Annotated in this window: 20 protein-coding genes; 12 read left to right on the top strand and 8 right to left on the bottom strand. The window is 44.3% G+C overall.

Going from position 1 to position 25,749, the window contains the following annotated elements:
• Positions 1-58: 58 nt before the first annotated feature.
• Positions 59-250: a hypothetical protein gene (locus ACGHAV_RS04875; protein WP_334013742.1), complete on the top strand. Its 192-nt coding sequence runs from the start codon at positions 59-61 to the stop codon at positions 248-250.
• A gap of 33 nt (positions 251-283) precedes the next feature.
• On the opposite strand, the gene ACGHAV_RS04870 is transcribed toward ACGHAV_RS04875, so the two are convergent.
• Positions 284-1,012, bottom strand: a complete 729-nt coding sequence (locus ACGHAV_RS04870) for a UPF0149 family protein (RefSeq protein WP_390377219.1) — start codon at positions 1,010-1,012, stop codon at positions 284-286.
• A gap of 238 nt (positions 1,013-1,250) precedes the next feature.
• On the opposite strand from ACGHAV_RS04870, the gene ACGHAV_RS04865 reads away from it, so the two are divergent.
• On the top strand, positions 1,251-2,447 hold the full coding sequence (locus ACGHAV_RS04865; RefSeq protein WP_390377216.1) for an Nramp family divalent metal transporter: 1,197 nt from the start codon (positions 1,251-1,253) through the stop codon (positions 2,445-2,447).
• An 80-nt stretch (positions 2,448-2,527) separates the two neighbouring features.
• On the opposite strand, the gene ACGHAV_RS04860 is transcribed toward ACGHAV_RS04865, so the two are convergent.
• From ACGHAV_RS04860 to typA, 3 genes are all read right to left on the bottom strand, one after another.
• Positions 2,528-3,679 (bottom strand): MalY/PatB family protein, encoded by a 1,152-nt coding sequence (locus ACGHAV_RS04860; RefSeq protein WP_390377213.1) that lies wholly within the window; start codon positions 3,677-3,679, stop codon positions 2,528-2,530.
• 126 nt (positions 3,680-3,805) lie between these two features.
• The gene (locus ACGHAV_RS04855) at positions 3,806-4,183 is read right to left on the bottom strand and encodes a response regulator (RefSeq protein ID WP_390377210.1); all 378 of its coding nucleotides are present in this window, start codon (positions 4,181-4,183) and stop codon (positions 3,806-3,808) included.
• Positions 4,184-4,455: 272 nt separating this feature from the next.
• A complete protein-coding gene (gene typA / locus ACGHAV_RS04850) occupies positions 4,456-6,288 on the bottom strand; it encodes a translational GTPase TypA (protein ID WP_334013748.1) in 1,833 nt (610 codons plus the stop codon).
• A 470-nt stretch (positions 6,289-6,758) separates the two neighbouring features.
• On the opposite strand from typA, the gene glnA reads away from it, so the two are divergent.
• The 4 genes from glnA (at position 6,759) to glnG (ending at position 11,491) form a co-directional block, all read left to right on the top strand.
• Positions 6,759-8,168: a glutamate--ammonia ligase gene (glnA, locus tag ACGHAV_RS04845; protein ID WP_334013749.1), complete on the top strand. Its 1,410-nt coding sequence runs from the start codon at positions 6,759-6,761 to the stop codon at positions 8,166-8,168.
• A 102-nt stretch (positions 8,169-8,270) separates the two neighbouring features.
• Positions 8,271-8,876: a DUF4124 domain-containing protein gene (locus tag ACGHAV_RS04840; protein WP_390377206.1), complete on the top strand. Its 606-nt coding sequence runs from the start codon at positions 8,271-8,273 to the stop codon at positions 8,874-8,876.
• A 130-nt stretch (positions 8,877-9,006) separates the two neighbouring features.
• Complete coding sequence (gene glnL, locus ACGHAV_RS04835) at positions 9,007-10,092, top strand: nitrogen regulation protein NR(II) (RefSeq protein ID WP_334013751.1); 1,086 nt, start codon at positions 9,007-9,009, stop codon at positions 10,090-10,092.
• The gene (glnG, locus tag ACGHAV_RS04830; RefSeq protein WP_390377203.1) at positions 10,082-11,491 is read left to right on the top strand and encodes a nitrogen regulation protein NR(I); all 1,410 of its coding nucleotides are present in this window, start codon (positions 10,082-10,084) and stop codon (positions 11,489-11,491) included. The genes glnL and glnG overlap by 11 nt, the downstream gene beginning before the upstream one ends.
• 132 nt (positions 11,492-11,623) lie before the next feature.
• Here glnG and ACGHAV_RS04825 read toward each other — a convergent pair whose 3' ends face one another.
• A complete protein-coding gene (locus tag ACGHAV_RS04825) occupies positions 11,624-12,763 on the bottom strand; it encodes an HD domain-containing phosphohydrolase (RefSeq protein WP_390377200.1) in 1,140 nt (379 codons plus the stop codon).
• Between the two features lie 255 nt (positions 12,764-13,018).
• On the opposite strand from ACGHAV_RS04825, the gene ACGHAV_RS04820 reads away from it, so the two are divergent.
• From ACGHAV_RS04820 to ACGHAV_RS04795, 6 genes are all read left to right on the top strand, one after another.
• Positions 13,019-13,744 carry a 1-acylglycerol-3-phosphate O-acyltransferase gene (locus tag ACGHAV_RS04820; protein ID WP_390377197.1) on the top strand — a complete coding sequence of 242 codons (726 nt, stop codon included), beginning with the start codon at positions 13,019-13,021 and terminating at the stop codon, positions 13,742-13,744.
• 32 nt (positions 13,745-13,776) lie between these two features.
• Positions 13,777-14,178, top strand: a complete 402-nt coding sequence (gene rraB / locus ACGHAV_RS04815) for a ribonuclease E inhibitor RraB (RefSeq protein ID WP_390377194.1) — start codon at positions 13,777-13,779, stop codon at positions 14,176-14,178.
• A 118-nt stretch (positions 14,179-14,296) separates the two neighbouring features.
• Positions 14,297-15,085 (top strand): choice-of-anchor H family protein, encoded by a 789-nt coding sequence (locus ACGHAV_RS04810; protein WP_390377191.1) that lies wholly within the window; start codon positions 14,297-14,299, stop codon positions 15,083-15,085.
• A 187-nt stretch (positions 15,086-15,272) separates the two neighbouring features.
• Positions 15,273-16,556, top strand: a complete 1,284-nt coding sequence (locus ACGHAV_RS04805; RefSeq protein WP_390377188.1) for a PotD/PotF family extracellular solute-binding protein — start codon at positions 15,273-15,275, stop codon at positions 16,554-16,556.
• 58 nt (positions 16,557-16,614) lie between these two features.
• Complete coding sequence (locus ACGHAV_RS04800; RefSeq protein WP_390377185.1) at positions 16,615-19,278, top strand: ATP-binding protein; 2,664 nt, start codon at positions 16,615-16,617, stop codon at positions 19,276-19,278.
• A 202-nt stretch (positions 19,279-19,480) separates the two neighbouring features.
• Entirely contained in the window at positions 19,481-20,653 is a 1,173-nt protein-coding gene (locus ACGHAV_RS04795; protein ID WP_390377182.1) for a GGDEF domain-containing protein, read from the top strand.
• A gap of 104 nt (positions 20,654-20,757) precedes the next feature.
• Here the strand turns inward: ACGHAV_RS04795 and ACGHAV_RS04790 are convergent, their stop codons facing one another.
• The 3 genes from ACGHAV_RS04790 to pepA are packed head-to-tail and all read right to left on the bottom strand — an operon-like array spanning position 20,758 to position 25,502.
• Positions 20,758-23,532 carry a valine--tRNA ligase gene (locus ACGHAV_RS04790; RefSeq protein ID WP_390377179.1) on the bottom strand — a complete coding sequence of 925 codons (2,775 nt, stop codon included), beginning with the start codon at positions 23,530-23,532 and terminating at the stop codon, positions 20,758-20,760.
• A 35-nt stretch (positions 23,533-23,567) separates the two neighbouring features.
• Positions 23,568-23,990, bottom strand: a complete 423-nt coding sequence (locus ACGHAV_RS04785) for a DNA polymerase III subunit chi (protein ID WP_390377176.1) — start codon at positions 23,988-23,990, stop codon at positions 23,568-23,570.
• A gap of 6 nt (positions 23,991-23,996) precedes the next feature.
• Entirely contained in the window at positions 23,997-25,502 is a 1,506-nt protein-coding gene (gene pepA / locus ACGHAV_RS04780; RefSeq protein WP_390377803.1) for a leucyl aminopeptidase, read from the bottom strand.
• Positions 25,503-25,749: the final 247 nt, after the last annotated feature.

Below are 25,749 nucleotides of genomic sequence, written 5' to 3'. Positions count from 1 at the left end.
CCAAGCCAAGGGTGACCTCGGTTTGATTACATTGATTTGTTAAACACGAGATAAGCACATGGATGACAGTAACCAACACCTAAAACACTTGCTCAAACAGACTGACCTCGCTTTCAAAGCGCTTATGCGCGAGCCGTCGTCGTTGCATCTCAACGAAGAGTATGAAAAGGCAAAACTTGAGCTTGATAGCTACACGGCATCGTTAAAACATACGCTTGATCAAAGGCATCACCAGCAGCGGCAGCGCTAAAATGCTTGCGTTGGCGCGCAGGCAAAAATTGGCTTAAGTCACCTTATTAAACATTTCAAACTGATTAGGTAAAGCGTCTGCGAGCTCGCCGGCAAGCTTGATATAATCTTGAAGCACCGCAGGAAGTTGTTTAATTAACAGCGTTAAATTGTTGTTTAACTGCGCTGCTTGTTCGTCATTTCTGTGTTTTAGTGCCAGCTCAACATTGGCTAGTGTTGAAAACATTTTAAGACAGCGTGACAGTCTTACTTCGGGCGTCTCTTGAGCATCATCGCGTGTGCCTTGGTGAGCCCTACTTTTATCTTCGCTTGCCTGTTCATATAACTTTTTATCTGATTTTTTATCCCGCTTTTGTTCTAAATGTCGCCATGCACTTTGCCACACTGGCTCAACCATTTTGTGCACCTGCAAAAGCCCGTTCAGCCATAGCACTAGCGACTCAGAAGGTCTTGCTCCTGAGGGAGTGTCGACGGCCACAAACAATGCGCTATCAAGTGGCCCTCTACCTTGACGCATAAAGTCTAAATGCGCGCGTAACCCATTCATAAGTGTGTCTGCAAGCTCATCAACATCACTGTCTATTAACCTGCTGCCGCTTTGCTGAATAAACCAAGGCATCCACTGCTCAGGCATGGGAATTTCAGGGGCTGCGGCAACCGCGAATATCATTCCATCGGCTTGCATGGGTGGAGGAAGCACATTGCTAGCAGAATGCTTTTGCACAACGTCCTGTATATATGTAATGGGTAATGCTTCGCTCACCGGTGAATCCTGTATATGTTTGCGTTCTTTTTCTCGACACGTTAGGCTTCGCGTCCCTTTTTTTGATACTGCCTGTTTAACGCCAGCTTAACAAGCGCTGACGAAGCTAAACAGGTTAGTTTCAAATTTGGCACGCGACAATGAGGAAATCAGCACGTTCTGATTAGAATTGAACGGTATTGTTGCGTGCTTGCTTTCCTATTGTCATGATAGCAAAACTTAACCAAGAGTCGTTGCAATGGCAAAAGATAAATCAGGATATATCATCGCTGCCGCATTCATTGGGCCTGGCACCGTTACTACTGCTAGCTTGGCAGGGGCAAATTTTGGCTTTCACTTAGTTTGGGCATTGCTGTTCTCAGTTTTTGCAACCATTGTGCTGCAAGACATGGCCGCCCGCTTAGGTGTTGCAAGTGGCCAAGGCCTAGCCAGTGCAATGAAGAAGGTGGCGTACAAACCATGGCTTAAAAATGCGTTTATTTTACTAATTGTTAGCGCTATCGGTATTGGCAATGCAGCTTACGAGTCGGGTAATTTAACCGGTGCCGCAATAGGGTTAGACGCCTTTATCGATATTGGAATTGGCGCATGGGCAGCAATTCTCGGCGCACTTGCCATCGTGCTACTTTATTCTGGCAGCTATAAGTGGATTGAAACCATATTGGTGTACCTCGTCTTCATTATGGCTGGGGTATTCTTTATAACGTTGCTGGTTGCCAAGCCCGACCTTGCAGCTATGTTTAGCCAACTGCTTTCTCCACAATTAAATAACGATACCATCACAACCGTGCTGGCACTTATTGGTACCACTATTGTTCCTTACAACCTGTTTCTTCACGCCAGCCTAGTGGCAAAGTCATCGAAAGGACAAGATAAAAGTGCAGCCGTGAAGACCTGCAGAGCACAGTCGGCTAAAGCAATCAGCATGGGTGGATTAATAACCCTTGTGGTCATGGCAACAGCAATGATGGCGTTTTTCAATCAAGCGGCCACCATGGATGCCAGTAATATGGGCGCACAACTTAAACCAGTATTGGGCGATAAAGCACAATGGTTCTTTGCGCTTGGTTTATTTGCTGCAGGGCTAACAAGTGCCATTACTGCACCTCTTGCCGCAGCCTATGCGGTGACAGGTGCGTTAGGACTATCTGATGATATGCACAGCAAGCCATTCAAGGCTGTGTGGCTGGTAATTATTATCATTGGCGTAAGTGTGGCTGCATTGGGTTTTAAACCTTTACCAGCAATTTTGTTTGCACAAGCCACCAATGCCCTTCTGTTGCCTATTATTGCCATATTCTTGCTCATTGTTATGAACAAAAGTAATGCATTGGGTGAATTTAGAAACACGTGGAAAAGCAATATTGCTGGCGGCGTTGTGGTAACAACCGTGGTTGGTTTAGGGCTTTACAAGCTTTCTGGAGTTTTCTTTTAACCCCTCACTTATAAAACGGCTTCTGATTAGCGAAAAGTAAGCAGAAGCCGTTAAACTTGAATTAAATAGTTGTAGACCTATTAGCGTGCTAGACGAGATAAAATGTCATCTAGCATGGCGCTACTACAGCCAAAGTTAATCCTAAAATGATCAGCTTTGTGGAAATCTACACCAGGTGATGGCCCAACGCCCTTCTCTTCAGCCCAAGTTAAAACATTCTCAACGCCAAGCTTACTCGCATCTATCCACGCCAAGAAAGTAGCATCATTTTTAATCATGCTTAACCCCTCTATTTCATTAATGGCGTTAAATACTTTGTCGCGATTTGACTTCAAATAAGCTAACTGGGCCTGATGCCAGTCGTCACATTGAGTAAACGCAGCTTCGGTGGCTGCAAGACCTAATACGGTAACCCACGGCACAATACCTGCTGCAGCTTGGGTGAATGCTTGGCGTAACTTGCGGTTAGGAATGATTGCAAACGATGTACCTAAACCTGCAATGTTAAAGGTTTTACTGGCAGCCATTAAGGTGATGCTATTTTCAGCTAAATCTGCTTCTCGTCCTGCGGGAATGTGTTTTTTTCCCGGCTCTAATATTAGGTCGCAGTGAATTTCATCAGAGCAAAGCTTTACGTTGTTTTTATTGCAGATGGCCGCAATACGGTCTAGCTCGTCTTGTGTTAACACCGAACCAACAGGGTTCATCGGGTTACATACTATAAACAACTTACACTTAGGGTCGGCCGCCTCACGCTCTAATGCTTCAAAATCTAGCGTGTAGCGTTCTGGTATGTCGTCGGTAGCAGGTTGAATAACGGTACCAATATCAACACGCTCAAGGCCATTTAACTTGGGGGCAGCTAACAGTGGAGGATAGTTTGGCGTTTGTACAAGTACTTTATCACCCGCTTCACAATAGGCTTTGCAAGCAACGTTAAAGGCGGGCACCACACCCGGTGTCCATACCAACCATTCGGGTTCAATATGCCAATGGTGTTTGTCTTTAAGCCAGCGAACTACAGCGTTTATTGCGCCTTCGTGATGTGCTGGCAGTATGTAGCCCATATTGCCGTGCTCAATCTGTGAGGATAACGCATCTAGAATAGGCTGTGCACAACGAAATTCAGTATCAGCAACCCAGGCGGGAATAATGTCTTTGCCTTGGTATTTTTTCCATTTGAATGAAAAGGTGTCTTTTCTGTCTGGGGTATTATCGAATAGCGCGCTCACGTGAAGTCCCGTATCTCATTTCTATAAAAATTCAGATACCAGTGTAGAAGTTTCGTTTTCAAGAAACTAGGCGCAAATGCAGTTTTACTATATCGAAATCAACTTAATTAGGAATGGTAGTTCTTTCTAGGCCAGTGCCTTCATTACTTCTTGTGACTTGTTGATGAGGTCTTTCATATCAAGTGGTTTCGCCAGAAACCCTGAAACCTTGAGATTTTTAGCCTCAACAACAAGGTCTTTATGCGGGTCGGCGGTGATCAGCAGAAAGGGAATGACCAACCCTTTCGCTTGAATGGTTTTAAGTAAACTAAGACCGTCAAATTCAGGCATTACCTGATCGCTTATCACTAAGCTAATAGAATTAGACGTTTGTTGAAGGAGGAAGTCACGAGCAAACTTACTGCGACTGAAAGGGTATACCGTAGCGTTAAGCTTGGTCTCTAATGCATCAGTAATAAGGTCTAACGTAATAGGGTCATCTTCAACAACAGCAACTGAGAACACGGCTTACTTCCTCACTACAAACTTCTTCATAAATTAGACATATGAAACTCAACACACTGCATTAAACAACCTGGCGCAAAGTGCAAGATCACACATCTTTACTATTCCTAAGCATAGAAGGTAGCAAGTAATTTCTCCACTCACCTTTCGGATAACTTATCAAAAGGTATTATTTCATTTTACTGTCAGTTGCTTACAAATAATCTGCCGATAAAACAAAAAAAATGCCAACACGAGGTTGGCATTTTTCAACGTTTTTGCGTTTAAGTCGTTTACGACTTAGGTGCGCGAGATGCGCGCTTACGCTCGTTTTCAGTAAGAAGCTTCTTACGAATACGAATAGACTCAGGTGTTACTTCTACTAGTTCGTCATCGTCGATAAACTCAAGCGCTTGCTCAAGAGACATCTTGATTGGTGGAACAAGTGTTTGTGCTTCATCAGTCCCCGATGCACGAACGTTAGTAAGCTGCTTACCTTTAAGCGCGTTTACTGTTAGGTCGTTGTCGCGGCTGTGAATACCAATAACCATACCTTCGTAAACTTCAACACCGTGACCGATAAATAGGCGACCACGCTCTTGCAAGTTAAACAGGGCGTTAGTTAGTGCTTTACCGTTTGCGTTCGCAATTAGTACACCATTCTTACGCTTACCGATAATACCGCCTTTGTAAGGGCCATAGTGATCGAACGTATGATACAGAAGACCAGAGCCCGACGTCATTGTCATAAAGTCTGTTTGGAAACCAATTAGACCGCGGCTTGGAATTACGAAGTCGATACGTACACGACCTTTACCGTCTGGAGACATGTCGGTCATTTCAGCTTTACGAAGACCTAATTGCTCCATGATTGAGCCTTGGTGTTGCTCTTCACAGTCGATAGTTAGCGTTTCGTAAGGTTCTTGTGTTTCACCGTCTACCTCTTTCAGAATTACTTCTGGACGAGATACAGCAAGTTCGTAACCTTCACGACGCATGTTTTCAATAAGAATACCAAGGTGAAGTTCACCACGGCCAGATACGCGGAACTTGTCCGGATCTTGTGTTTCTTCTACACGCAGCGCAACGTTGTGAACAAGCTCATCGTTCAAGCGCTCAAGAATGTTACGCGACGTTACGTACTTTCCTTCTTTACCAGCAAACGGAGACGTGTTTACTTGGAAAGTCATCGTAACTGTTGGCTCGTCAACCGTTAGCGGAGGAAGTGCTTCAACAGTGTTAACGTCACAAATAGTGTCAGAAATCTTAAGCTCGCCAAGACCTGTAATGGCAATGATATCGCCAGCATGTGCAGATTCAACTTCGTGACGTGCAAGACCAAGATAGCCATATACTAGGCCAACTTTACCGTTACGCTTTTGACCGTCAGCAGTTACAACTGTAACTTGCTGGTTAGGCTTAACTGAACCACGCTTAACACGACCAACACCAATTACACCTACATACGAGTTGTAATCAAGCTGTGAGATTTGCATTTGGAATGCGCCATCTACATCGGCGTCTGGTGCAGAAACCTGCTCAACGATAGTTTCGAAAAGTGCAGTCATATCTTCTGCCTTTTCATCAGCATCGTGCGATGCCCAGCCGTTAAGCGCTGAAGCGTAAACAACTTGGAAGTCTAGCTGTTCATCAGTTGCACCTAGGTTGTCGAAAAGGTCGAATACTTGATCCATAACCCAATCAGGACGTGCACCTGGCTTGTCAATTTTGTTGATTACAACAATTGGCTTAAGACCCTGTGCGAATGCTTTTTGCGTTACGAAACGCGTTTGCGGCATTGGACCTTCTTGTGCATCTACAAGTAGAAGTACAGAGTCGGCCATTGACATAACACGCTCTACTTCACCACCGAAGTCGGCGTGTCCTGGAGTATCCACGATGTTAATGCGGTAGTCATTCCAGTTAATTGCCGTGTTTTTCGCAAGGATGGTAATGCCACGTTCTTTCTCGATGTCGTTCGAGTCCATTACACGGTCTTCTTGCTCGCCTCGAGATTCAAGGGTGCCAGACTGTTGTAACAGTTTGTCTACCAGGGTTGTTTTACCGTGGTCAACGTGAGCGATAATTGCGATGTTACGCAATTTACTAATATCAGTGGTATTCATGCTTATATAGAGCCTGTGTAAATCGGTGCCTACCCCTTTCACAATGAAATAAGTGTGCACGAGATTTGTTGCAAAAAAATGCAGATAGAAAAATTTGCGCGGATTGTACAGAAAAAACACGACATTTGCGCATCTTTTTTTGATCCCAAACGAAATAAAGTTATCGCTATTATTCCAGACCCTCTCTTATCACGATGATTGCTCAAATTAATTACAAGCCAAAAACCGATTTGGGTGGTAAGTGTACAAAAAGTCATCTAGGCTAATGATCAACTATTCGCAACTCTTGAACCATTTGCGTGCATCTACGCACCAAAATAGTGCACAACACTTTACTAGAGAGTGATTTGCCCTGCCCTATGCCGCAGAAAACGGTATGCATATAGATGGCATGATAATCGCTTTCACTTTTTTCACTGTTGGGGTGAAGCTGATCATTCCGCATTTTTACATTAAACCTGGAGGACACGATGTCAGTAGAAAAGGCATTAGAGCTGATTAAAGAAAGTGAAGCGAAGTTTGTAGATTTACGTTTTACCGATACAAAAGGTAAAGAGCAACACGTATCAATTCCTGCTAGCCAAGTTGACGAAGATTTCTTCGAAGAAGGAAAAATGTTCGACGGCTCTTCAATTGCTGGTTGGAAGGGCATTAACGAGTCTGACATGGTACTTCTTCCAGATGCAGCAAGCGCTGTAGTAGACCCGTTTGCAGAGGAAACTCAAGTAAACATTCGCTGTGACATCGTAGAGCCTTCAACGATGGAAGGTTACGAGCGTGACCCACGTTCTGTTGCACGTCGCGCAGAAGAATACCTTAAGTCTACAGGTATCGGCGACACATGTTTCTTCGGTCCTGAGCCAGAGTTCTTCCTTTTTGACGACGTTCGTTTCCATACTGACATGGCTGGTTCTTTCTACAAAATCGACTCATCAGAAGCGAAGTGGAATTCAGGCGAAGAGTTTGAAGGTGGCAACATGGCGCACCGTCCAGGTGTGAAAGGCGGCTACTTCCCAGTACCTCCAGTAGATTCTGCACACGATATTCGTGCTGCTATGTGTCTTGTTATGGAAGAAATGGGCCTTGTAATTGAAGCGCACCACCACGAAGTTGCGACCGCTGGCCAGAACGAAATTGCATGTCAATTCAACACGCTGGTTAACAAAGCTGACGAAATCCAAATTTACAAGTATGTTGTTCACAACGTTGCACACGCATACGGCCAAACTGCTACGTTTATGCCTAAGCCACTTGTAGGCGACAACGGTTCTGGTATGCACTGTCACCAATCAATTTCTAAAGATGGCGTTAACATCTTTGCTGGCGACAAGTATGCTGGTCTTTCTGAAGAAGCGCTTTACTACATTGGTGGTATCATTAAGCACGCGCGTGCAATTAACGCATTTGCTAACGCTTCTACAAACTCTTACAAGCGTCTTGTACCAGGCTTTGAAGCACCAGTTATGCTTGCTTACTCTGCACGTAACCGTTCTGCTTCAATCCGTATCCCTCACGTTACTAGTGATAAAGCGCGCCGTATCGAAGTTCGTTTCCCTGACCCAACAGCTAACCCATACCTAGCATTCACTGCAATGCTTATGGCTGGTCTTGACGGAATTAAGAACAAGATCCACCCTGGCGACGCAATGGATAAAGACTTGTACGACCTACCTGCTGAAGAAGCAGCGGAAATTCCAACTGTTGCAAGCTCGCTAGAAATGGCGCTTGAAGCACTTGATAACGACCGTGACTTCCTTAAAGCGGGTGGCGTTATGACTGACGACATGATTGATGCATACATCAACCTTAAGTCTGAAGAAGTGACTACTCTTAACATGACAACTCACCCTGTTGAGTTCGACATGTACTACAGCGTTTAATTTACGCGGTATTAAGAAACATACGAAAGCCCGCCTAGCGGGCTTTTTTTATGCCTAGCGATTATCTACTATGTTGTAATGGGCATGATAGAGGTGAATCTGGTGCTAAATAAAAAACAACTACTTTCGCTGTTACTTTCACTAGGTGTTCTGTGTTGCAATGTATCCTTAGCGCAAACGGCACAGACTACGCAAAACGAAAATAGTGGAACCAAAGCCACTGAAAGCAAAGCCCAAAACGCAGCGGGCAACAAAGCTATATACAAAATAGTGAATAGCGACGGCACCGTAACCTATACCGATAAGCCCGCATCACAAGCACAGCCTATGGCATTCGATGACAAAACGTTAAACGTAGTGAATGCAGCAAAAGCGCCTGTGCTGCCGCCACCAGCACCTAACAAAGCAAAACCACAATATCGCGTTTCCATTGTTAGCCCTCAGCCAGAAGCGACAGTTCGTAACAACTTAGGCGAAGTGACGATATCCGCAAAACAAACCGGCACGCCTAAAGCTCCGCTTTTTAGATTAGTGTTTGACGGTGCACCATACAAAAGCAATTCATCAGGCTTGTTTAAGCTTAAAGGTTTACATCGTGGTGCACACACGTTCAAAATTGAACTTACCGACAATACGGGCAAGACTCTTGCATCGTCTCCTACTCAAACCCTTTACCTTCATCAGGCATCGGCGTTAATTAATAACTAATAGCGTGCAACACCAGCGCCGAAGGCGCACCATGGCAGTTCAGTCACATTAAATAAATAGGCTGTTTTGTCGCGATTCGAAGGATTGCACGCTACAATGCACAATATTGGTGCAAAGGAGATAAACTCGGATGCAATCCACCGAGTTAGACACATTACAACTTATCAATAGCCTTAATACCGCGCTGGTAATGGTAGACAGCAAGCTAGTGATTGTTTACGCCAATCATGCTGGCGAAGCGCTGTTTGAAACGGGGCGCAAACAGCTTGTCGGACATCCTCTACCTGAATTCTTCTTACCTGGCACTATTGAAACAACGCGTTTGAAAGCCGCTATTCGCAAAGGTGAAGATTTCACAGAAAACGAAATTAAATTAGCCTTTAGAGATAATCGCTATGTATCTGCCGATTTAACCGTTACCAATATTCAAATTGATGGCGCGCCACGGCTTCTGTTTGAAGTAAAGAAAATTGACCAACAAAAGCGTATTTCTCGTGAAAATTTACAAAACGCACAGCACTATGCTGCAAGAGAGTTAGTTCGCGGTTTAGCCCATGAAATTAAGAATCCGCTTGGCGGCATTCGCGGGGCGGCACAGCTTCTTGAAAAAGAACTAAGCGACGAACATAAAGAGTTCACCCGCATGATCATCGAGCAGTCAGATCGTTTACGAAGTTTAGTTGATAGGCTGTTAGGTCCGAACTCTCTACCGCGTTTTGAGTGGAGTAATGTGCATCAAGCGCTAGAGAAAGTACGCAGTCTTATGCGCGTAGATTCTGAAAACCCCATTACCATTGTGCGCGACTACGACCCCAGTATTCCGCCTCTCATGCTTGACCCAGATATGATTCAGCAAGCAGTGCTTAATATTGTGCGTAACAGTGTGCAAGCATTGCATGAGAGCAATACGCCATATCCAGAAATTCGGCTAGTTACGCGTATTGAGCGCCAAATGACTATCCAAACCAAACGACACCCCTTAGTAGCAAAAATTAAAATTGTTGATAACGGCCCGGGTATTCCTGCTGAAATCAAAGACACCTTGTTCTATCCCATGGTAACCAGCAAGCAAAACGGCTCTGGTTTAGGGCTATCAATATCACAAACCCTGATTAATCATCACGGGGGTAAAATTGATGTAGATAGCTACCCAGGACACACCGAATTCGTAATTTACATACCAATAAATCGTAAGGAGACAGACGATGACGAATGAATCTGTATGGATCGTCGACGACGATAGTTCAATTCGTTGGGTGCTGCAAAAGGCCTTGCAAGCAGCAAATATTAGTTGTCTTAGCTTTGAGAACCCTGAAGACTTGCTACTACAGCTGCAAAGTGGTCAGGCACCGGAAGTCATTATATCTGACATTCGAATGCCTCAGATGGATGGTATGACGCTGCTTAACGAAGTGCACAGTTCGCATCCACTGCTTCCGGTTATCATAATGACCGCGCACAGCGATTTAGACAGTGCAGTAAACGCTTATCAAAAGGGGGCATTTGAATATTTGCCAAAGCCTTTTGATATAGACGAAGCTGTAACTTTAACACAGCGCGCTATTGCGCATGCCCGAGAACAATCTAACGTACCAAAAGTGACGCCAGAAGATGCTGTCACCGAAATCATTGGTGAAGCCCCTGCCATGCAGGAAGTATTTCGCGCGATTGGCCGACTTTCTCGTTCATCAATTAGCGTATTAATTAATGGGCAGTCGGGTACCGGTAAAGAACTAGTAGCTCAAGCACTGCATAGACATAGCCCACGCGCTAGCAAACCATTTATTGCGTTGAACATGGCGGCAATCCCCGCCGACTTGGTAGAGTCTGAGCTTTTTGGTCATGAGAAAGGCGCGTTTACCGGAGCGCAAGCGGCAAGACAAGGACGCTTTGAACAGGCCGATGGCGGTACCCTATTTTTAGATGAAATTGGTGATATGCCGCTTGATGTACAAACACGTTTGTTACGCGTCTTAGCAGACGGCCAATTTTATCGTGTAGGTGGCCATCAGTCAGTAAGTGTCGACGTTCGAATTATTGCGGCAACACACCAAAATTTAGAACAACGTGTAGCAGACGGTAAATTCCGAGAAGATTTATTTCACCGTTTAAATGTAATTCGAGTACACCTTCCCTCACTTGCAGAGCGTCGAGAAGATATTCCTTTGTTAACCCGCCACTTTTTACGGCGCGCCGCGAAGGAGCTTGATGTAGAGGCAAAAAGTATTTCAAAAGATGCTGAACGCGTTATGTCTCAACTGCCATGGCCGGGCAACGTTAGGCAACTGGAAAACGTGTGCCGATGGCTAACGGTTATGGCAAGTGGTCAAGAAGTACTACCTAGCGACTTACCGCCCGAAATACACGGCGACAGCAGCACCCCAAATGTTGCCACACAAGAAGGCGGCTGGCCGGAACTGCTAGCAAGTTGGACCGACCAACAACTACGCGATGGTAACCACAATATATTGAATGATGCTATGCACACCTTTGAACGCATTATGCTTGAGCGTGCTTTACAACACACTCACGGCCATAAGCAGGATGCAGCAAAACGCTTGGGGTGGGGAAGGAACACGCTAACACGTAAGTTGAAGGAACTGGGAGTTAGCTAACGTTAAGTGACGTCACGTCATATATAGGTAGCGTGAATTTACCGTCCAACAAAAAAGGCAGGCTTATAATAAGCACTGCCTTTTTTATGATTGTTAAAAAGCGTTATTCGTTTTCAGGCTCAAATCAGGTATTTAAAGCCCTTTCGTTAATAGCACAGTCATCGCTTTATTGAAGGTGCGCACCCATTTCATACTAAATTGTCCTTTCGCAATCTTATTAATGCGAATAACGGCGTCTTTCTTTGACAATACGTTGTCTTGATTATGGGCCCTTGGATGGGTCATAGCGTCGTACGTATCAACAATGGCTAATAGCTTTGCACCTTCGCATATATCGTCCTCTTTAATGCCAAGGGGGTAACCTGTACCGTCGGTTCTTTCATGGTGTTGCATCACTATTTTGCGTGCAACATCCCACTGATCTAAATGCTCTAATAATCGTGCACTCTTATACACGTGAGAACGCATCAAGTTGAACTCTATTTCCGTTAATTCCTCGCCCTTATGCAGCAGCTTTAATGGCATAAAAGCCATACCGAAGTCGTGCACGTAACTAGCCACAGCAAGCTGATCTTCATCAATGGGATTTTCAGCTACATCGTTAATATACATAGCCAACTTTGCTATACGATCGCCCCTGCCCTGCCAGTAGTCAGAGCGACGTTCAATGGTTTGCATAAGGTCGCGAAAGAACAAGATGTCTTGTTTCTTCTCGCTACTAATATCTTTTGGAATACCTGTCGCTGAAATTTTAGGCGGTTTTATTTGAACACTTTCAGGGTCGTCATCGTCAACAACCACGTCCAGCGCCGGATTTAGCAATAATACTGCTTCGGTTAAGCGTTTTTCATGCTCTGCGCTGTTATCAGGGGAAATTCGGCTTATTGCAAGCACCAACTGACCATGTAAATTATCGTCATACTCCGCTTTGCCATTGCTCATCACGCTTTCGACAAACGCTTTAACTCTATCCATGGTAAGCAATACCAAGTCACTCATTGTGCTGGTGTACGCCACTTGGCCTTTACGTAGATAATCCAGCAAGTCTTCAACATGCTGTAAAAGCGGGATCATAGGCGAAAAATTAACTAGCCCAAGATCACCTTTTATAGTGTGTATGGAACGGAATAATGCCCGCTGAAGCTCATTGTCTTCCGGGCGAAGTTCTAGTTCTATCAGCGTCTGCTCGCTTGACTCATAAAGCTCGTTTATCTCCTCCATTAAATCGGCAAGAATATCTTCTTCTAAGTCGTCTGGAGTGAATGTTTGCATACTAATTACCGAGTTAATATCCGTTTAGGCTTTTTATAAGTGTAATGGGGTATCGGCAAAATTTCCTCATACTAAAGAAGATAAAGTGGCGTAGCCCATTAAAAACTTCTTATTTATTCACCACTTTGTTTTAAATTTCAGCAAACGCATTTGCAAACCTTGCGATAATCAATTCATTGCTACAAAAACTCATCGGACAAGTGTACGCTGAAACTTCAACTATACTGCGCGCGTCATTTATATCTAGGAGTTGTTTTGATAGCTTTATTCCGCGTTCCTGCTCTTTTTATTGCCTTTTTACTTATCAATATAGTGCTTTACGTGGTGTGTCTTTTACGCCCGTTTCACCGAGACAACGTGCATATTGCTGGGCAAATGTATTCGTTAATGGCAAAAGTGGTTGGATTGAAAATAGTCATCAGAAAAGACCCTGCTGTTAAAGACAATGAGCCTTATGTATTCATTGCGAATCATCAAAATAGCTTTGACGTTATTACGATATGTAAAGCTGCCCTACCCGGCGTGGTCACTATCGGTAAGAAAAGCCTTATCTGGATCCCTATTTTCGGCCAAATTTATTGGCTGTCAGGTAACATTTTAATAGATAGAAAAAACTCTGGGAAAGCCCGAAATACGCTGGATATCGCAGCCAATAAAATAGCTAAAAAGAAAACATCGGTATGGCTATTTCCCGAGGGCACACGTAGCTATGGGCGCGGCATATTGCCGTTCAAGCAAGGCGCGTTTCGACTAGCAAAAACCACAAACGAGCCTATTGTCATGGTAACGGCCAGTAATCTTCACAAAAAAGTAAAATGGAACCGCTGGAACAATGGCACATTGCTTATCGACATATCAGCGCCAGTACCTTTGAATGATGATCGCGATGTAAAAGAATGGATGGCGCATTTCAACAAACAAATGAAACAAAAGTTTGATGAACTGAATGCACAGGTCGATGAACTGGAAAAAAGCAGGTAAACTTGCCCCAATTTTTACAGTGAGTGTTTATTATGAACCAGTTTGATGAAAGAGAAGAGTGGTACGAGTTTAACCAAGAAACCATAGATGCCCTCTTAGAAGACGGTAGCCAAGCCGATGCTGATTACACCATTGAACACCATTTCGCCAGCACCGACTTTGACGTATTAGAAAAAGCTGCTGTAGATGCGTTTAAGGCAGGTTTTGAAGTAACTGATGCCGAAGAGCTGATGCTTGATGATGGTGAAACTATATTTTGTTTTGATGCCGTTGTTGAACGCAAACTCGATATTGAAAAACTGAATGCAGATTCTGACACACTTTTGAAAATCGCAGATAAACATGACGTGACCTACGACGGATGGGGAACGTACTTCGAACCACGTGAAGACGGCGATTTTGAACAAGACGGTGACTTTTTAGACGACGAGTAAACAAGTTTCTTAGTATTCAATATCACTAAATAATTCACGTTAAGTAACGCTTCAGGTTTTGTTCATCTTTTTCCATCGACAATGACACTGTCATAACCGATTGGAAAAGGATGCACAAATGAACATACCCACTTTCTCTTTCGCTACATTTACTGCACTTGCATTCATTCAAGTGTTTACGCCAGGCGGCGCGTATGCTGATACAAGCGAGCGTACAATTGCGGTTGAATCGAATGAATTTCGTTACGATAAGCCCTTTTCACCAGAACCGTCTTCTACGGTAGCAGAAACTTCACGTACTCAGGCCAAGCTGGCCGCTATAGAAAAAGGTTCACAAAGCGTAAAACTGAACAAACAACAGCGCGAACAAAAACACATTGGCACCGATAAAAATGCGCGTGAAACAACAATTAGCAGCATTAATGAATTTTGGATTTACGAAAGCTTTGTCACGCTAGACAACGATATAGATTACGACGGCTACCATTCTACGTTTTCTATTGAATTCGACGCAGACACTATTTTCACCAGCGCCCCAGTCTATGCTGTACTGTATATAGGTAATAACGGGCTTTACGATGCTATTCACGTTTCATCAGAGTTTTTTATCTATGGTGAAGACGCCACCGATAGCTTTACCATTGAAAGTACGTTGGTATCTGGCTTCCCAACAAACGACTACGACTTACTGCTAGAGCTTTACGACGCTGATACAGAAGCATTAGTAGCGTTTACCGATGGTAACGATGATGTAGCCCTAACGCTGCTGCCACTTGAAAGTAGAAATAACGAATATGTGGTAGAAGAAACAGTCGTTATTGTTGAGGAGCATGGCGGTAGCTGGTCGTTCTTATCATTGCTTTTCATTCTTGGCGGTGTGATATACAAAACCACAAAAAGACAATAGCACCCGCAAGATTTCACCAAAGCGTTTGGGTTCAGTAAGCTAAATCACTAACCCAAGCGTGCTTTTATCATCACACCCAATTCAGCTATCGCTTTCTTATTTACATAAATATATTAACTTTATTTGGTATAAGCGCATTTAACTGCCAAAATGATGTAAGGACTTGGTTTGCCACGGATTCAAGTTAATGCCAAATACCCCCCAAAAGCATAATTCTACATCAACACAGCGACGAACGCTTCTTAAAGGCGGAGTGGCTTTTGCACTTACAGCAGGCGTTACACCTTTCGCCATTGGCAAGTCAAAACCAACGTTGCGCGTGCTAGGCACACACGTAACGTTACAAGAATCATTACGCCAGCGCGCCATGGAAGATTTAGGCATTAACATTACTTTTGAACCAGGTGGCAGCGCCACAGTACTTCAAAAAGCGTCAATGAACCCATCGTCTTTCGACTTATATGAACAGTGGTCGAACAGCATTAATGTGTTGTGGCGAGCGCAGGCCATTCAGCCCATTGAAAAAAAGCGATTACAGTATTGGGACGAAGTGAATAACCTGTGTAAGACGGGAAAGTTAACAGAAAACGCAAGAATGGGAGCAGGAGATGCGCCCCATAAAATCATAAATGTACAAGAAGATGGCACACTTGGTGAACGGCACACAAGTGAAATTAGCTTTTTGCCCTATGTACATAATGTTGATTCCTTTGGGTATAACCGAAACCATTTACCTAATGAGCTTCAAGGTCAGGAAGAAAGCTGGGGATGGCTGTTAGACAGTCGCTATTCAGGGAAAGTTGCCATAGTTAACGACCCTACCATCGGGCTTTTCGACCTTGCGCTAGCCGCTGAAGCAAAAGGGTTTATACGCTTCAATGATATAGGCGCTATCACCGAAGACGAACTCGATGACCTTTTTAATTTGCTTATCGAGCTTAGCCAACTCAATCACTTCAGCGGTTTTTGGACTTCGGTACCTGAATCTGTGCAATTTATGAAAAGCGGTAGAGCAACCATAGAGAGTATGTTCTCTCCCGCTGTTTCCGCACTCAATGGGCAAAATATTCCCGTCACTTTTGCCGCCCCAAAAGAAGGGTATAGAGGTTGGCATGGTGTTATGTGTTTGTCGTCGGCAAGCCAAGGGCGCAATAAAGACGTGGCCTATGAATACATGAACTGGTGGCTATCTGGTTGGCCCGGCGCGTTTATTGCGCGACAGGGTTATTATATTTCGAACCCTCAACGTTCCGCATCATACCTATCAGAAGCCGAATGGAACTACTGGTATAAAGGAAAAGTAGCGTCTGAGTCACTTAAAGGTACCGACGGGAAAATAAGTGTCGAAAAAGGGTCACAGCGTACTGGTGGTAGCTACGAGCAGAGATTTAGTAACGTGGCCGTATGGAACACCGTTATGCCAACCTATGCGTATAGCCTTCAAAAGTGGTATGAATTTATTACTTCCTAAATTACAGTGTGTTAGCACACAACAACCTCTTTGAATAATAAAGGCAAACAAAACCAGTATGCTCTCATCAATACGTGCACAACTTATTTCTGTGTTAGTTGCATTAATTGCGTTAATTCTTATACAAGGCTACGTTGCGCGTGAAAATCAGGATATTTTGAATACTGGTGTTGCTTCAGCCTCCAAAGCCGTTGTTGAAGTTGGGCTGGTAAAAGAGCTTGAGCGCGACGTTATAGACTTACAGCGAAACGTTCTGATTTTCAAAGAGAATGCGAGCAAGTCTGCAATCACACGATTCTCGCGTTTAATGGTAAGCATTAATGAAAAGCTGGATAGATTAGCCGGTGATGGCTCGTCAGTGAATATTAGTAACGACGACTACATTCTTACGCGCATGCGAGAGCATTTGAGTTCATACCAAGAAAATTTCACCCAGGTGGTCGATGCGCGCTCAGAGCGAGATAACTTGGTAACAGCAGGTTCACTGTCTGATATTACTCAGCTTGAAGCTTTATTGAGGAAAAGTACTGAGAAGGGTTTAGTTCAACAGAAAGACGCAAACGAAGCGTTAGCCCATTTACTTAAAGCAGAAAACACCATGCTTAAGTATTTTGCGAAACCCGATGTTGTGCTTATTCGTTCATTCAATGCAGCAATTGACGCCTTTCTTGAAATGTCGTTATCAAGCGACCTTACAACACAGCGCTCTCTTGAAGGGTTAGCTATTGCCTCTAAAACCGGTTTTCTCAAGCTAACACAAATCACGCAGGGAAATTTATTTTTAGTTAATGTGGTTATGGCAGGCTCTGCAAACGAATTTCTTTATCTTAGCGGCGAGCTTGCTAACAAAGTGTCGGCAAATTCCAAAGAAGTCACCACGCAAACCTACCTACTTGCAGAGCAAACGCAGCGAAACGGTGAGATTTTTTCTTTTATTGCAATCTTACTTGCACTTATTGCGGCACTTTATTCAATACTACGAATTTTGGAGCCTATACGGTCGATAACCGAGGTATTCAACAAGCTGTCAGAAGGCGTACAAATTGACAATATTCCAGCCAGCACTCGTAAGGACGAGATTGGTAAGCTGGCCAAAGCAGCATTGGTTTTCAGTGACAAAAACCGTCAAACCGAGAAATTGCTAATTGAAGCTCAAAACATGAATACGCAATTAGAGGACTTAAATAAAGCGCTTACTGAATCGAAGATTAAGGCGGAACAGGCTACCGCCTCTAAGAGTATTTTCTTGGCCAATATGAGCCACGAAATTCGTACACCGATGAACGGTATCACAGGCTTAATTGAACTGGCTCAACAGCATGACGTATCGCCTACCGTTAGAGGTTATTTAGATAAGGCCGCTTACTCCGGCCAAATCTTGCTAAGTGTAATTAACGATATTCTAGACTTCTCGAAAATTGAGGCAGGCAAACTAAAAATTGAAGAGGTGAGCTTTTCACTTCACTCGCTGTTCGACAACCTAATAGCTGTTATTGCTTTAAGAGCGAAAGAAAAGAACCTATCGGTGCGGTTTATGGTAAACCCCAAAATACCACCCAAAGTGATTGGCGATCCTCTGCGTATTGCACAAATAATTATGAATATAGGCAACAATGCGGTGAAATTTACCGAGCAAGGGCAAATTTATATCGAGTTCGACGGCGAAGTTTCAGAGTCTGGAAATTTACTGCAGCTAACAATGAAAATAAAAGACTCGGGCATTGGCATGAGCGAATCACAGTTAAATAAAATTTTTAACCCATTTACCCAAGCAGACGGTTCAACCAACAGAAAATACGGCGGTACAGGATTGGGCCTCGCCATTGTAAACCAGCTAACCGAACTGATGAGCGGCACGATAAGTGCCACTTCCACTCAGGGAAAAGGCAGTACGTTTACTGTGTCGCTACCACTCAAAACCTTCAAACATCAAAATGGCGTGCTAGAGTCGCTTACAGGCATGCCCAAACGAAGCATTTACGTTACCAGTTCACCGCTTATTCCCGACGCCTATTGTGAACAAATTAATATTTCAGCGGCCTCTCATAGGTCAATTACTGAAGCAAAGGCAATTGCAAGTTTGCCCACACACATACTTATCGATGTGCCAGATTTCAGCGTATTCAGAGAACACATTCAGTGGTTTAAGCATTTGCTTAAGAACGGGCACTCGGTTGGTTTGGTAATGGAAACAGCAGGTGACGCACTTCTGGCCAAATACGATTCGCTGTGGCACGGCCCGTTCATCATGCACCCGTTTACACCGGCGCAATTCGAAAGCTTCATAAACAACGTTGTTCATGGCAACACTGAGAATGACACAGTTAAACATAAAGAAACGCACCATGAAGTCTCATTAGAAGGTCATATATTACTTGTTGAAGACAATAATATTAACCAACTAGTAACTGGAGAAATGCTTACAAATTTAGGGCTTACTTTTGATATCGCCGAGGATGGGAAGCAAGCCGTGCAAAAAATGGAAAACGCCCCGCATTACGACCTGATTTTAATGGATGTTCAGATGCCGGTAATGGATGGTTTTGATGCGACAACAAAACTTCGAGAAAACGGCTTTACCCAAATTCCTATAATTGGCCTGTCTGCCAATGCCATGAAAGAGGATAAGCAGAATGCTATTGATTCTGGCATGAATGATTATTTAACTAAACCTATTAAGCAGAAATCGCTAATTGCAATTTTAAGTAAATTTTTAACGTAGCGTTAATATTCTAAAATTATTATACAAAGAAGAAAATACTCGCTTTTTACAGAAAGTTAGGTGGTCTTAGCTCAAAAAGCGCCAACACCATTGGTATATTAAAAAATACTTAGTTATTTAAAATAATACCTTTATCATTACGTAAATTTTATTTTTCACGCCATTATTATTACTACTTTTGTCTAATTTTATTGGCGTAAAGATGGCAAATTCCATTTTAATTGTTCTGCTTCTATCGCTTGCCATTAATGTTGCGGTTGGTGGCTATTTTCGCATCTTGGCGAAAAACCAATACGAGCCTGTTGCTTTTAACTTTTGGGCGTCTTCGTGTTTCGTTTATTGCTTAGGATTGCTTGGCAGTGCGCTTGCTATATTAGCGCCAGGCATAAGTGCCATTAGCGCAGTTGCAGGCCTTCTTTACTTAACAGCTAGTTTTCTGCTGCTTCATGGCTTTTTAAGTTTTAACATTCAATGTGTTCGTTCTACCGTTAAACGCACGGGAAATCGCGTTTTTGTATTCGCAGTTCTCTTTATAGTTGGGGTGTCTTGGTATCCCGATTTAGTCGAACCGGCTACCTCCTTTTTTATTGCGCTAATGTTCTTGTTTTGCTGTCAAAGCTTTCAATCGCAGCAATGGAAAACCATTCAGGGTGTTTCTGTACTACTGCGGGGCATATTATTTATTCATTTTATTATTATGATGGCTCGGGCAGGACTGACCACAGGCGCGACTTATTACGGCTTAGCCTCTAACTTACAGCTTTTCATTACGATTTGTGTTGGGCTACATGTACTTCTTTGCTTGGCAACTTCCGCACTACTTCCATTTATTATTTTGTCTAAAGAAAAAGGCGAATGGGAGGCTATGGCAAACTTTGATGAACTTACCGGTGTATTTGGGCGTCGGGCCTTTATACGAACGGTATTGAAAAGATTAAAGTCAAAAAGTAGACGACCATTCACTTTACTGGTTATAGATATCGATTTTTTTAAAGCCATTAACGACAATTATGGGCACCCAGAAGGCGATAAGGTGCTTAAAAGCGTAGCGCAGTGCCTACAAGAACAGTTGCGTGAGGGTGACATCGTGGGGCGTATAGGCGGTGAAGAGTTTGCGGTTATTGTTTCTCACCAACAGCCTCATCATGCTTATGCTATAGCCGATAGACTTCGTGAATCTGTGTCGGTACTTTCGATTCAAAGTGGCTCAAAACCTATCAACGTAACCATTAGCGTTGGCATGTCTTCATCCAATAACGTTGAAGATACGTGGAATACATTATTTGATCGTGCCGATAAAGAACTTTACAACGCCAAAAAAGGCGGTAGAAATAAAGTGTCTCCCGAATTTGTGGCTGAGACAAAACTGGCTTAGCGCACAAGACTCAAGTCACACTAGGCCACTTAACAACAAAGCATAAAAAAACGCTGCCAAATGGCAGCGTTTTTGTTTTAGCTATTTTTGGTAAACAGTAATGGCTACAGAGCTTTAATAGTCTCGAACTGCTCTTTAAGTTTGGCTAGGGCCTTTTCACCCTCTTCTAACTTAGCACGTTCTTTTTCAATAACCGCCTCTGGCGCGTTACTTACGAACTTCTCGTTTCCTAGCTTGCCACGAGTACGAGAGACATCTTTGTCGATTTTCTCCATGGCTTTAGTGATACGAGCAAGCTCTGCGTCTTTGTCGATAAGCCCAGCCATTGGAATAAGAATTTCCATCTCACCTACAAGCGCTGTCGCACTGGCCGGCGCTTCTTCACCGTCTTTCAATACAGTAACGGTTTCAAGCTTAGAAAGCTTATCTAGGAATGCCTTAGCCGCATCAAGACGACGCGCGTCTTCGTCGCTTACGTTTTTAAGTAGCGCATTAAGCGGTTTGTTTGGCGAGATATCCATTTCACCACGGATATTACGAATACCCACGATAAACTTCTTCACCCACTCGATATCAGCAAGTACTTTGTCATCTTGTTTCGCTGCATCAACTTCAGGGAATGCCTGAACCATAACGCTTGCGCCCTCTTCAACTTTAAGTGCACTCAGTGGCACAACGCGCTGCCAAATAGTGTCGGTGATAAATGGCATAAGCGGGTGCAACAAGCGAAGCAGGCTTTCAAGCACATTAATAAGCGTATGACGAGTACCACGCTTTTCAGCTTCAGTGCTGGCGTCATTGTTAAGCACAGGTTTAGTAAGCTCCAGATACCAGTCACAGAATTGGTTCCAAGTAAACTCGTAAACCGTTTGTGCAGCAATATCGAAACGGTAGTCTTCAAGCGCTTTTTCAAACTCAACCAGCGTTTGTTGGAACTTAGCCCAAATCCAGCGATCGGCCATGCTAAGTACCATTTCGCCACCGTCATGACCTGTATCGTGCTCTTCTGTGTTCATCAATACGAAACGTGATGCGTTCCAAATCTTGTTGCAGAAGTTGCGATAGCCTTCAACACGCGCCATATCAAAGTTGATATCGCGGCTGGTTGACGCCATAGCTGCAAAAGTAAAGCGCAGTGCGTCCGTACCGTAAGCTTGAATACCATCAGGGAATTGCTTGCGAGTGCGCTTAGCAATCTTCTCTGCAAGCTGAGGCTGCATCATGCCGGCGGTACGTTTAGTCACAAGCGATTCAATATCAATACCGTCAATCAAATCGATTGGGTCAAGCACATTGCCCTTCGACTTTGACATTTTATCGCCGTTCTCATCACGGATAAGACCAGTAATGTAGATGTCTTTAAACGGAATTTTGCCCGTGAACTTCTTGGTCATCATGATCATTCTGGCAACCCAGAAGAAAATAATGTCGAAGCCTGTTACTAGCACTGAAGACGGCACGAAGGTTTCAAGATCTGGGGTTTCTTCAGGCCAGCCCATGGTCGCGAACGGCCAAAGTGCACTTGAGAACCACGTATCTAATACATCGTCGTCTTGTGAAAGCGTTACATCACTGCCAAGGCCGTGTTTTTCACGTACTTCTTCCTCGGTACGGCCAACAAAAACGTTACCGTTCTCGTCATACCACGCTGGAATGCGGTGTCCCCACCACAGCTGACGCGAAATACACCAATCTTGTATGTTGTGCATCCACTGATAGTACGTCTTGTTCCAGTTCTCTGGCACAAAGCGAATTTCTCCACTTTCAACCGCTTCAATAGCAGGTTTAGCAAGAGACTCCACCGCTACATACCACTGGTCAGTTAGGTATGGTTCAATTACCGCACCGGTTCTGTCGCCTCGTGGCACTTTCAGCTTGTGCGGTTCAATCTTAACCAACGAGCCTTGTGCTTCTAGGTCGGCAACTATTTGCTTACGGGCGTCGAAACGATCTAGACCACGGTACGCTTCTGGCGCATCGTCGTTAATTTTCGCGTCGTCGGTAAGAATATTGATCATAGGTAGGTTATGACGCTTACCCATGTCGTAGTCGTTGAAGTCGTGAGCTGGTGTAATTTTAACGCAGCCGGTACCAAATTCTTGGTCTACATAGTCATCGGCAATAACCGGAATTAATCGACCAGTAATAGGCAGCTTAATTTCTTTGCCAATGAAGCTTTGGTAACGCTCGTCATCTGGGTGTACTGCAACCGCTGTATCACCAAGCATGGTTTCAGGACGTGTTGTTGCCACTACTAGTTCACCGCTACCATCTGCCAGTGGGTAGCGCATGTGCCACATGTAGCCGTCTTCTTCTTCGTTCAGAACTTCTAGGTCAGATACCGCAGTGTGAAGCACTGGATCCCAGTTAACCAAACGCTTACCACGGTAAATTAGGCCTTCTTCATGTAGTTTAACGAATACTTCTGTTACCGCTTTAGACAGGTCTTCGTCCATGGTGAACACTTCGCGCGACCAATCAGGTGACGTACCTAAACGGCGCATTTGACCTGTGATCGTACCGCCGCTGTGCTCTTTCCATTCCCATACTTTTTTGATGAAGTCTTCACGACCTAAATCGTGACGGGTTTTGCCTTGAGCATTAAGCTGACGTTCTACTACCATTTGGGTTGCTATACCGGCGTGGTCGGTACCTACCTGCCAAAGCGTGTTATCGCCTTTCATACGGTGATAGCGAGTTAAGGCGTCCATAATAGTTTGCTGGAAACCATGGCCCATGTGAAGGCTACCAGTAACGTTTGGTGGCGGAAGCAAAATACAATAAGGGTCGCCGTTACCTGAAGCTTTAAATAAACCCGCCTCTTCCCATGACTTATAGCATTGCTGCTCGATGGACTGCGGTTCGAAGGTTTTATCCATTACACACTCTCAAATTGAAGCTGAACACGAATGGCTTATGCAGATTTGAACTGCATATTACATCCAGCTTGCTGATAGTTTTTGTATCTTACCCGCGCTGCCTGTTTGGCATTTTCATCCACGGGTACAAAATCGATAATTTGGCGATGCTGATTGGGTGAAGGCACCATACCCGAGCCCACATTCACCACCATTTGTCGTCTGGCAACCTGTTGCGCTTGCCAACAAATTTCCACCGGCGTGCCAGTTTGTGGCCCCTCACCATAGAGGTTATGGGGAACAAAGCGGTTTGACGGTAGCTGCCACAACAATTCATCAACTTGTTCAGCTTGCGCCTGTGTATCGCAAAGCACGCTAATTTTTTGTTTGTTAGCGTAAGCCGATGCAATCACCTCGCTAGCGCGACCGGCTACGCCATTGTCGCTACTGGAAAGTTGATAAAAAATAACCTGCGGCATGAATAATTAGTCCTCTAGCTTGATGTCAGCGCGGTTCATCAAGAATTGAGACAGCATAGGAACAGGACGTCCTGTTGCGCCCTTATTCTTACCGCTGCGCCACGCCGTACCGGCAATATCAAGGTGCGCCCAATTGTACTTCTTCGTAAAGCGTGACAAGAAACAACCCGCGGTAATTGACCCTGCAGGGCGACCACCTAAGTTAGTCATATCGGCAAAAGGACTTTCTAGCTGCTCTTGATAATCGTCCCATAGTGGTAAACGCCATGCGCGATCAGAACTTTGCTCTGACGCATTAAGTAGCTCGTGAGCAAGCGGGTTGTGCGTGCTCATTACTGCTGTTGCGTGGTGACCTAGTGCGATAATTGCTGCGCCAGTTAGCGTTGCAACGTCGATAACAAGTTCTGGCTCGTAACGCTCAACGTATGTCAGTGCGTCACAAAGTACTAAACGTCCTTCTGCGTCGGTATTTAATACCTCAACCGTTTGACCTGACATGGTTGTAAGGATGTCACCCGGACGGTATGCCTTGCCATCAGGCATGTTTTCACAGCCGGCTAGAACACCTATAACGTTGATTGGAAGGTTTAGTGCCGCAATGGTGTGCATTGTACCAAGTACACCTGCTGCACCACCCATGTCGTATTTCATTTCATCCATCGCTTCGCCAGGCTTAATTGAAATACCACCTGAATCGAAGGTTAGCCCCTTACCAACTAGCACAATTGGCGCTTGGTCAGCTGGGCCACCACGGTGATGCATGATACTCATCATGCTTTCGTTATCTGAACCACGACCAACGGCAAGGTAAGACTGCATACCTAGCTCTGCCATTTGCGTTTCATCTACCACTTCAGCCGTTACGCTATCATATTGGCTGGCAAGTTCTTGCGCCTGCTGCCACAAATATGCTGGATTACAGATATTTGGCGGCATGTTAGCCACGTCTTTAGTTACTTTTGAACCACGAGCTACAGCCAAGCCATGCTCCACCGCGCGCTCTCCCACGGTAAGTTCACGACGTGTTGGTACATTGAATACAATTTTGCGAAGCGGACGACGAGGTTCACCTTTTTTAGTCTTAAGCTGCATAAAGGTGTAAAGCGTGTCTTCAGTGGCTTCTACTGCCTGACGCACTTTCCAGTAGGTATCGCGGCCTTTAACGTGAAGCTCGGTCAAGAAGCACACGGCTTCCATTGAACCGGTCTCATTTAAGGTTTGAATGGTCTTAGCAACAATGTTTTTATACTGACGCTCGTCTAACTCGCGCTCTTTACCACAACCGACAAGAAGCACGCGCTCGCTTAATACATTTGGCACGTTGTGTAGCAACAACATTTGGCCAGCTTTACCTTCAAGGTCGCCGCGGCGCAACAAATTGCTGATATAACCTTCACTGATTTCGTCTAGTTGTTCAGCCACTGCCGTTAGGCGACGCGGCTCAAAGACACCCACAACAATACATGCACTGCGTTGTTTTTCAGGGCTGCCACTTTTTACACTAAACTCCACGATATCACCTCGCTTTTCGTCGTTTATGGTTTGCACGATGACTAAAATCACGTAACGTTTCGCGCTGCTTTATGTTTTAATACACAGCATAACTTTTTAGTACGCTGCAATTCTCGCAAATGCGTTGCTGAATATAGGCAACTTTTGCGTAAAAACACCATGCAAACGGTTTATGATTGCAGGCAAAACTTGTAAAAACGGTAAGTTTAAACAAAATTGTGCATTCTTTCACTAAAATTCCTAATTT

This window comes from Alteromonas sp. MTD1 (assembly GCF_042848195.1).
Lineage (GTDB): Bacteria > Pseudomonadota > Gammaproteobacteria > Enterobacterales > Alteromonadaceae > Alteromonas.
The sequence above is the reverse complement of the archived record's forward strand: the minus strand, read 5'-3'. Positions and strand labels throughout refer to the sequence as shown.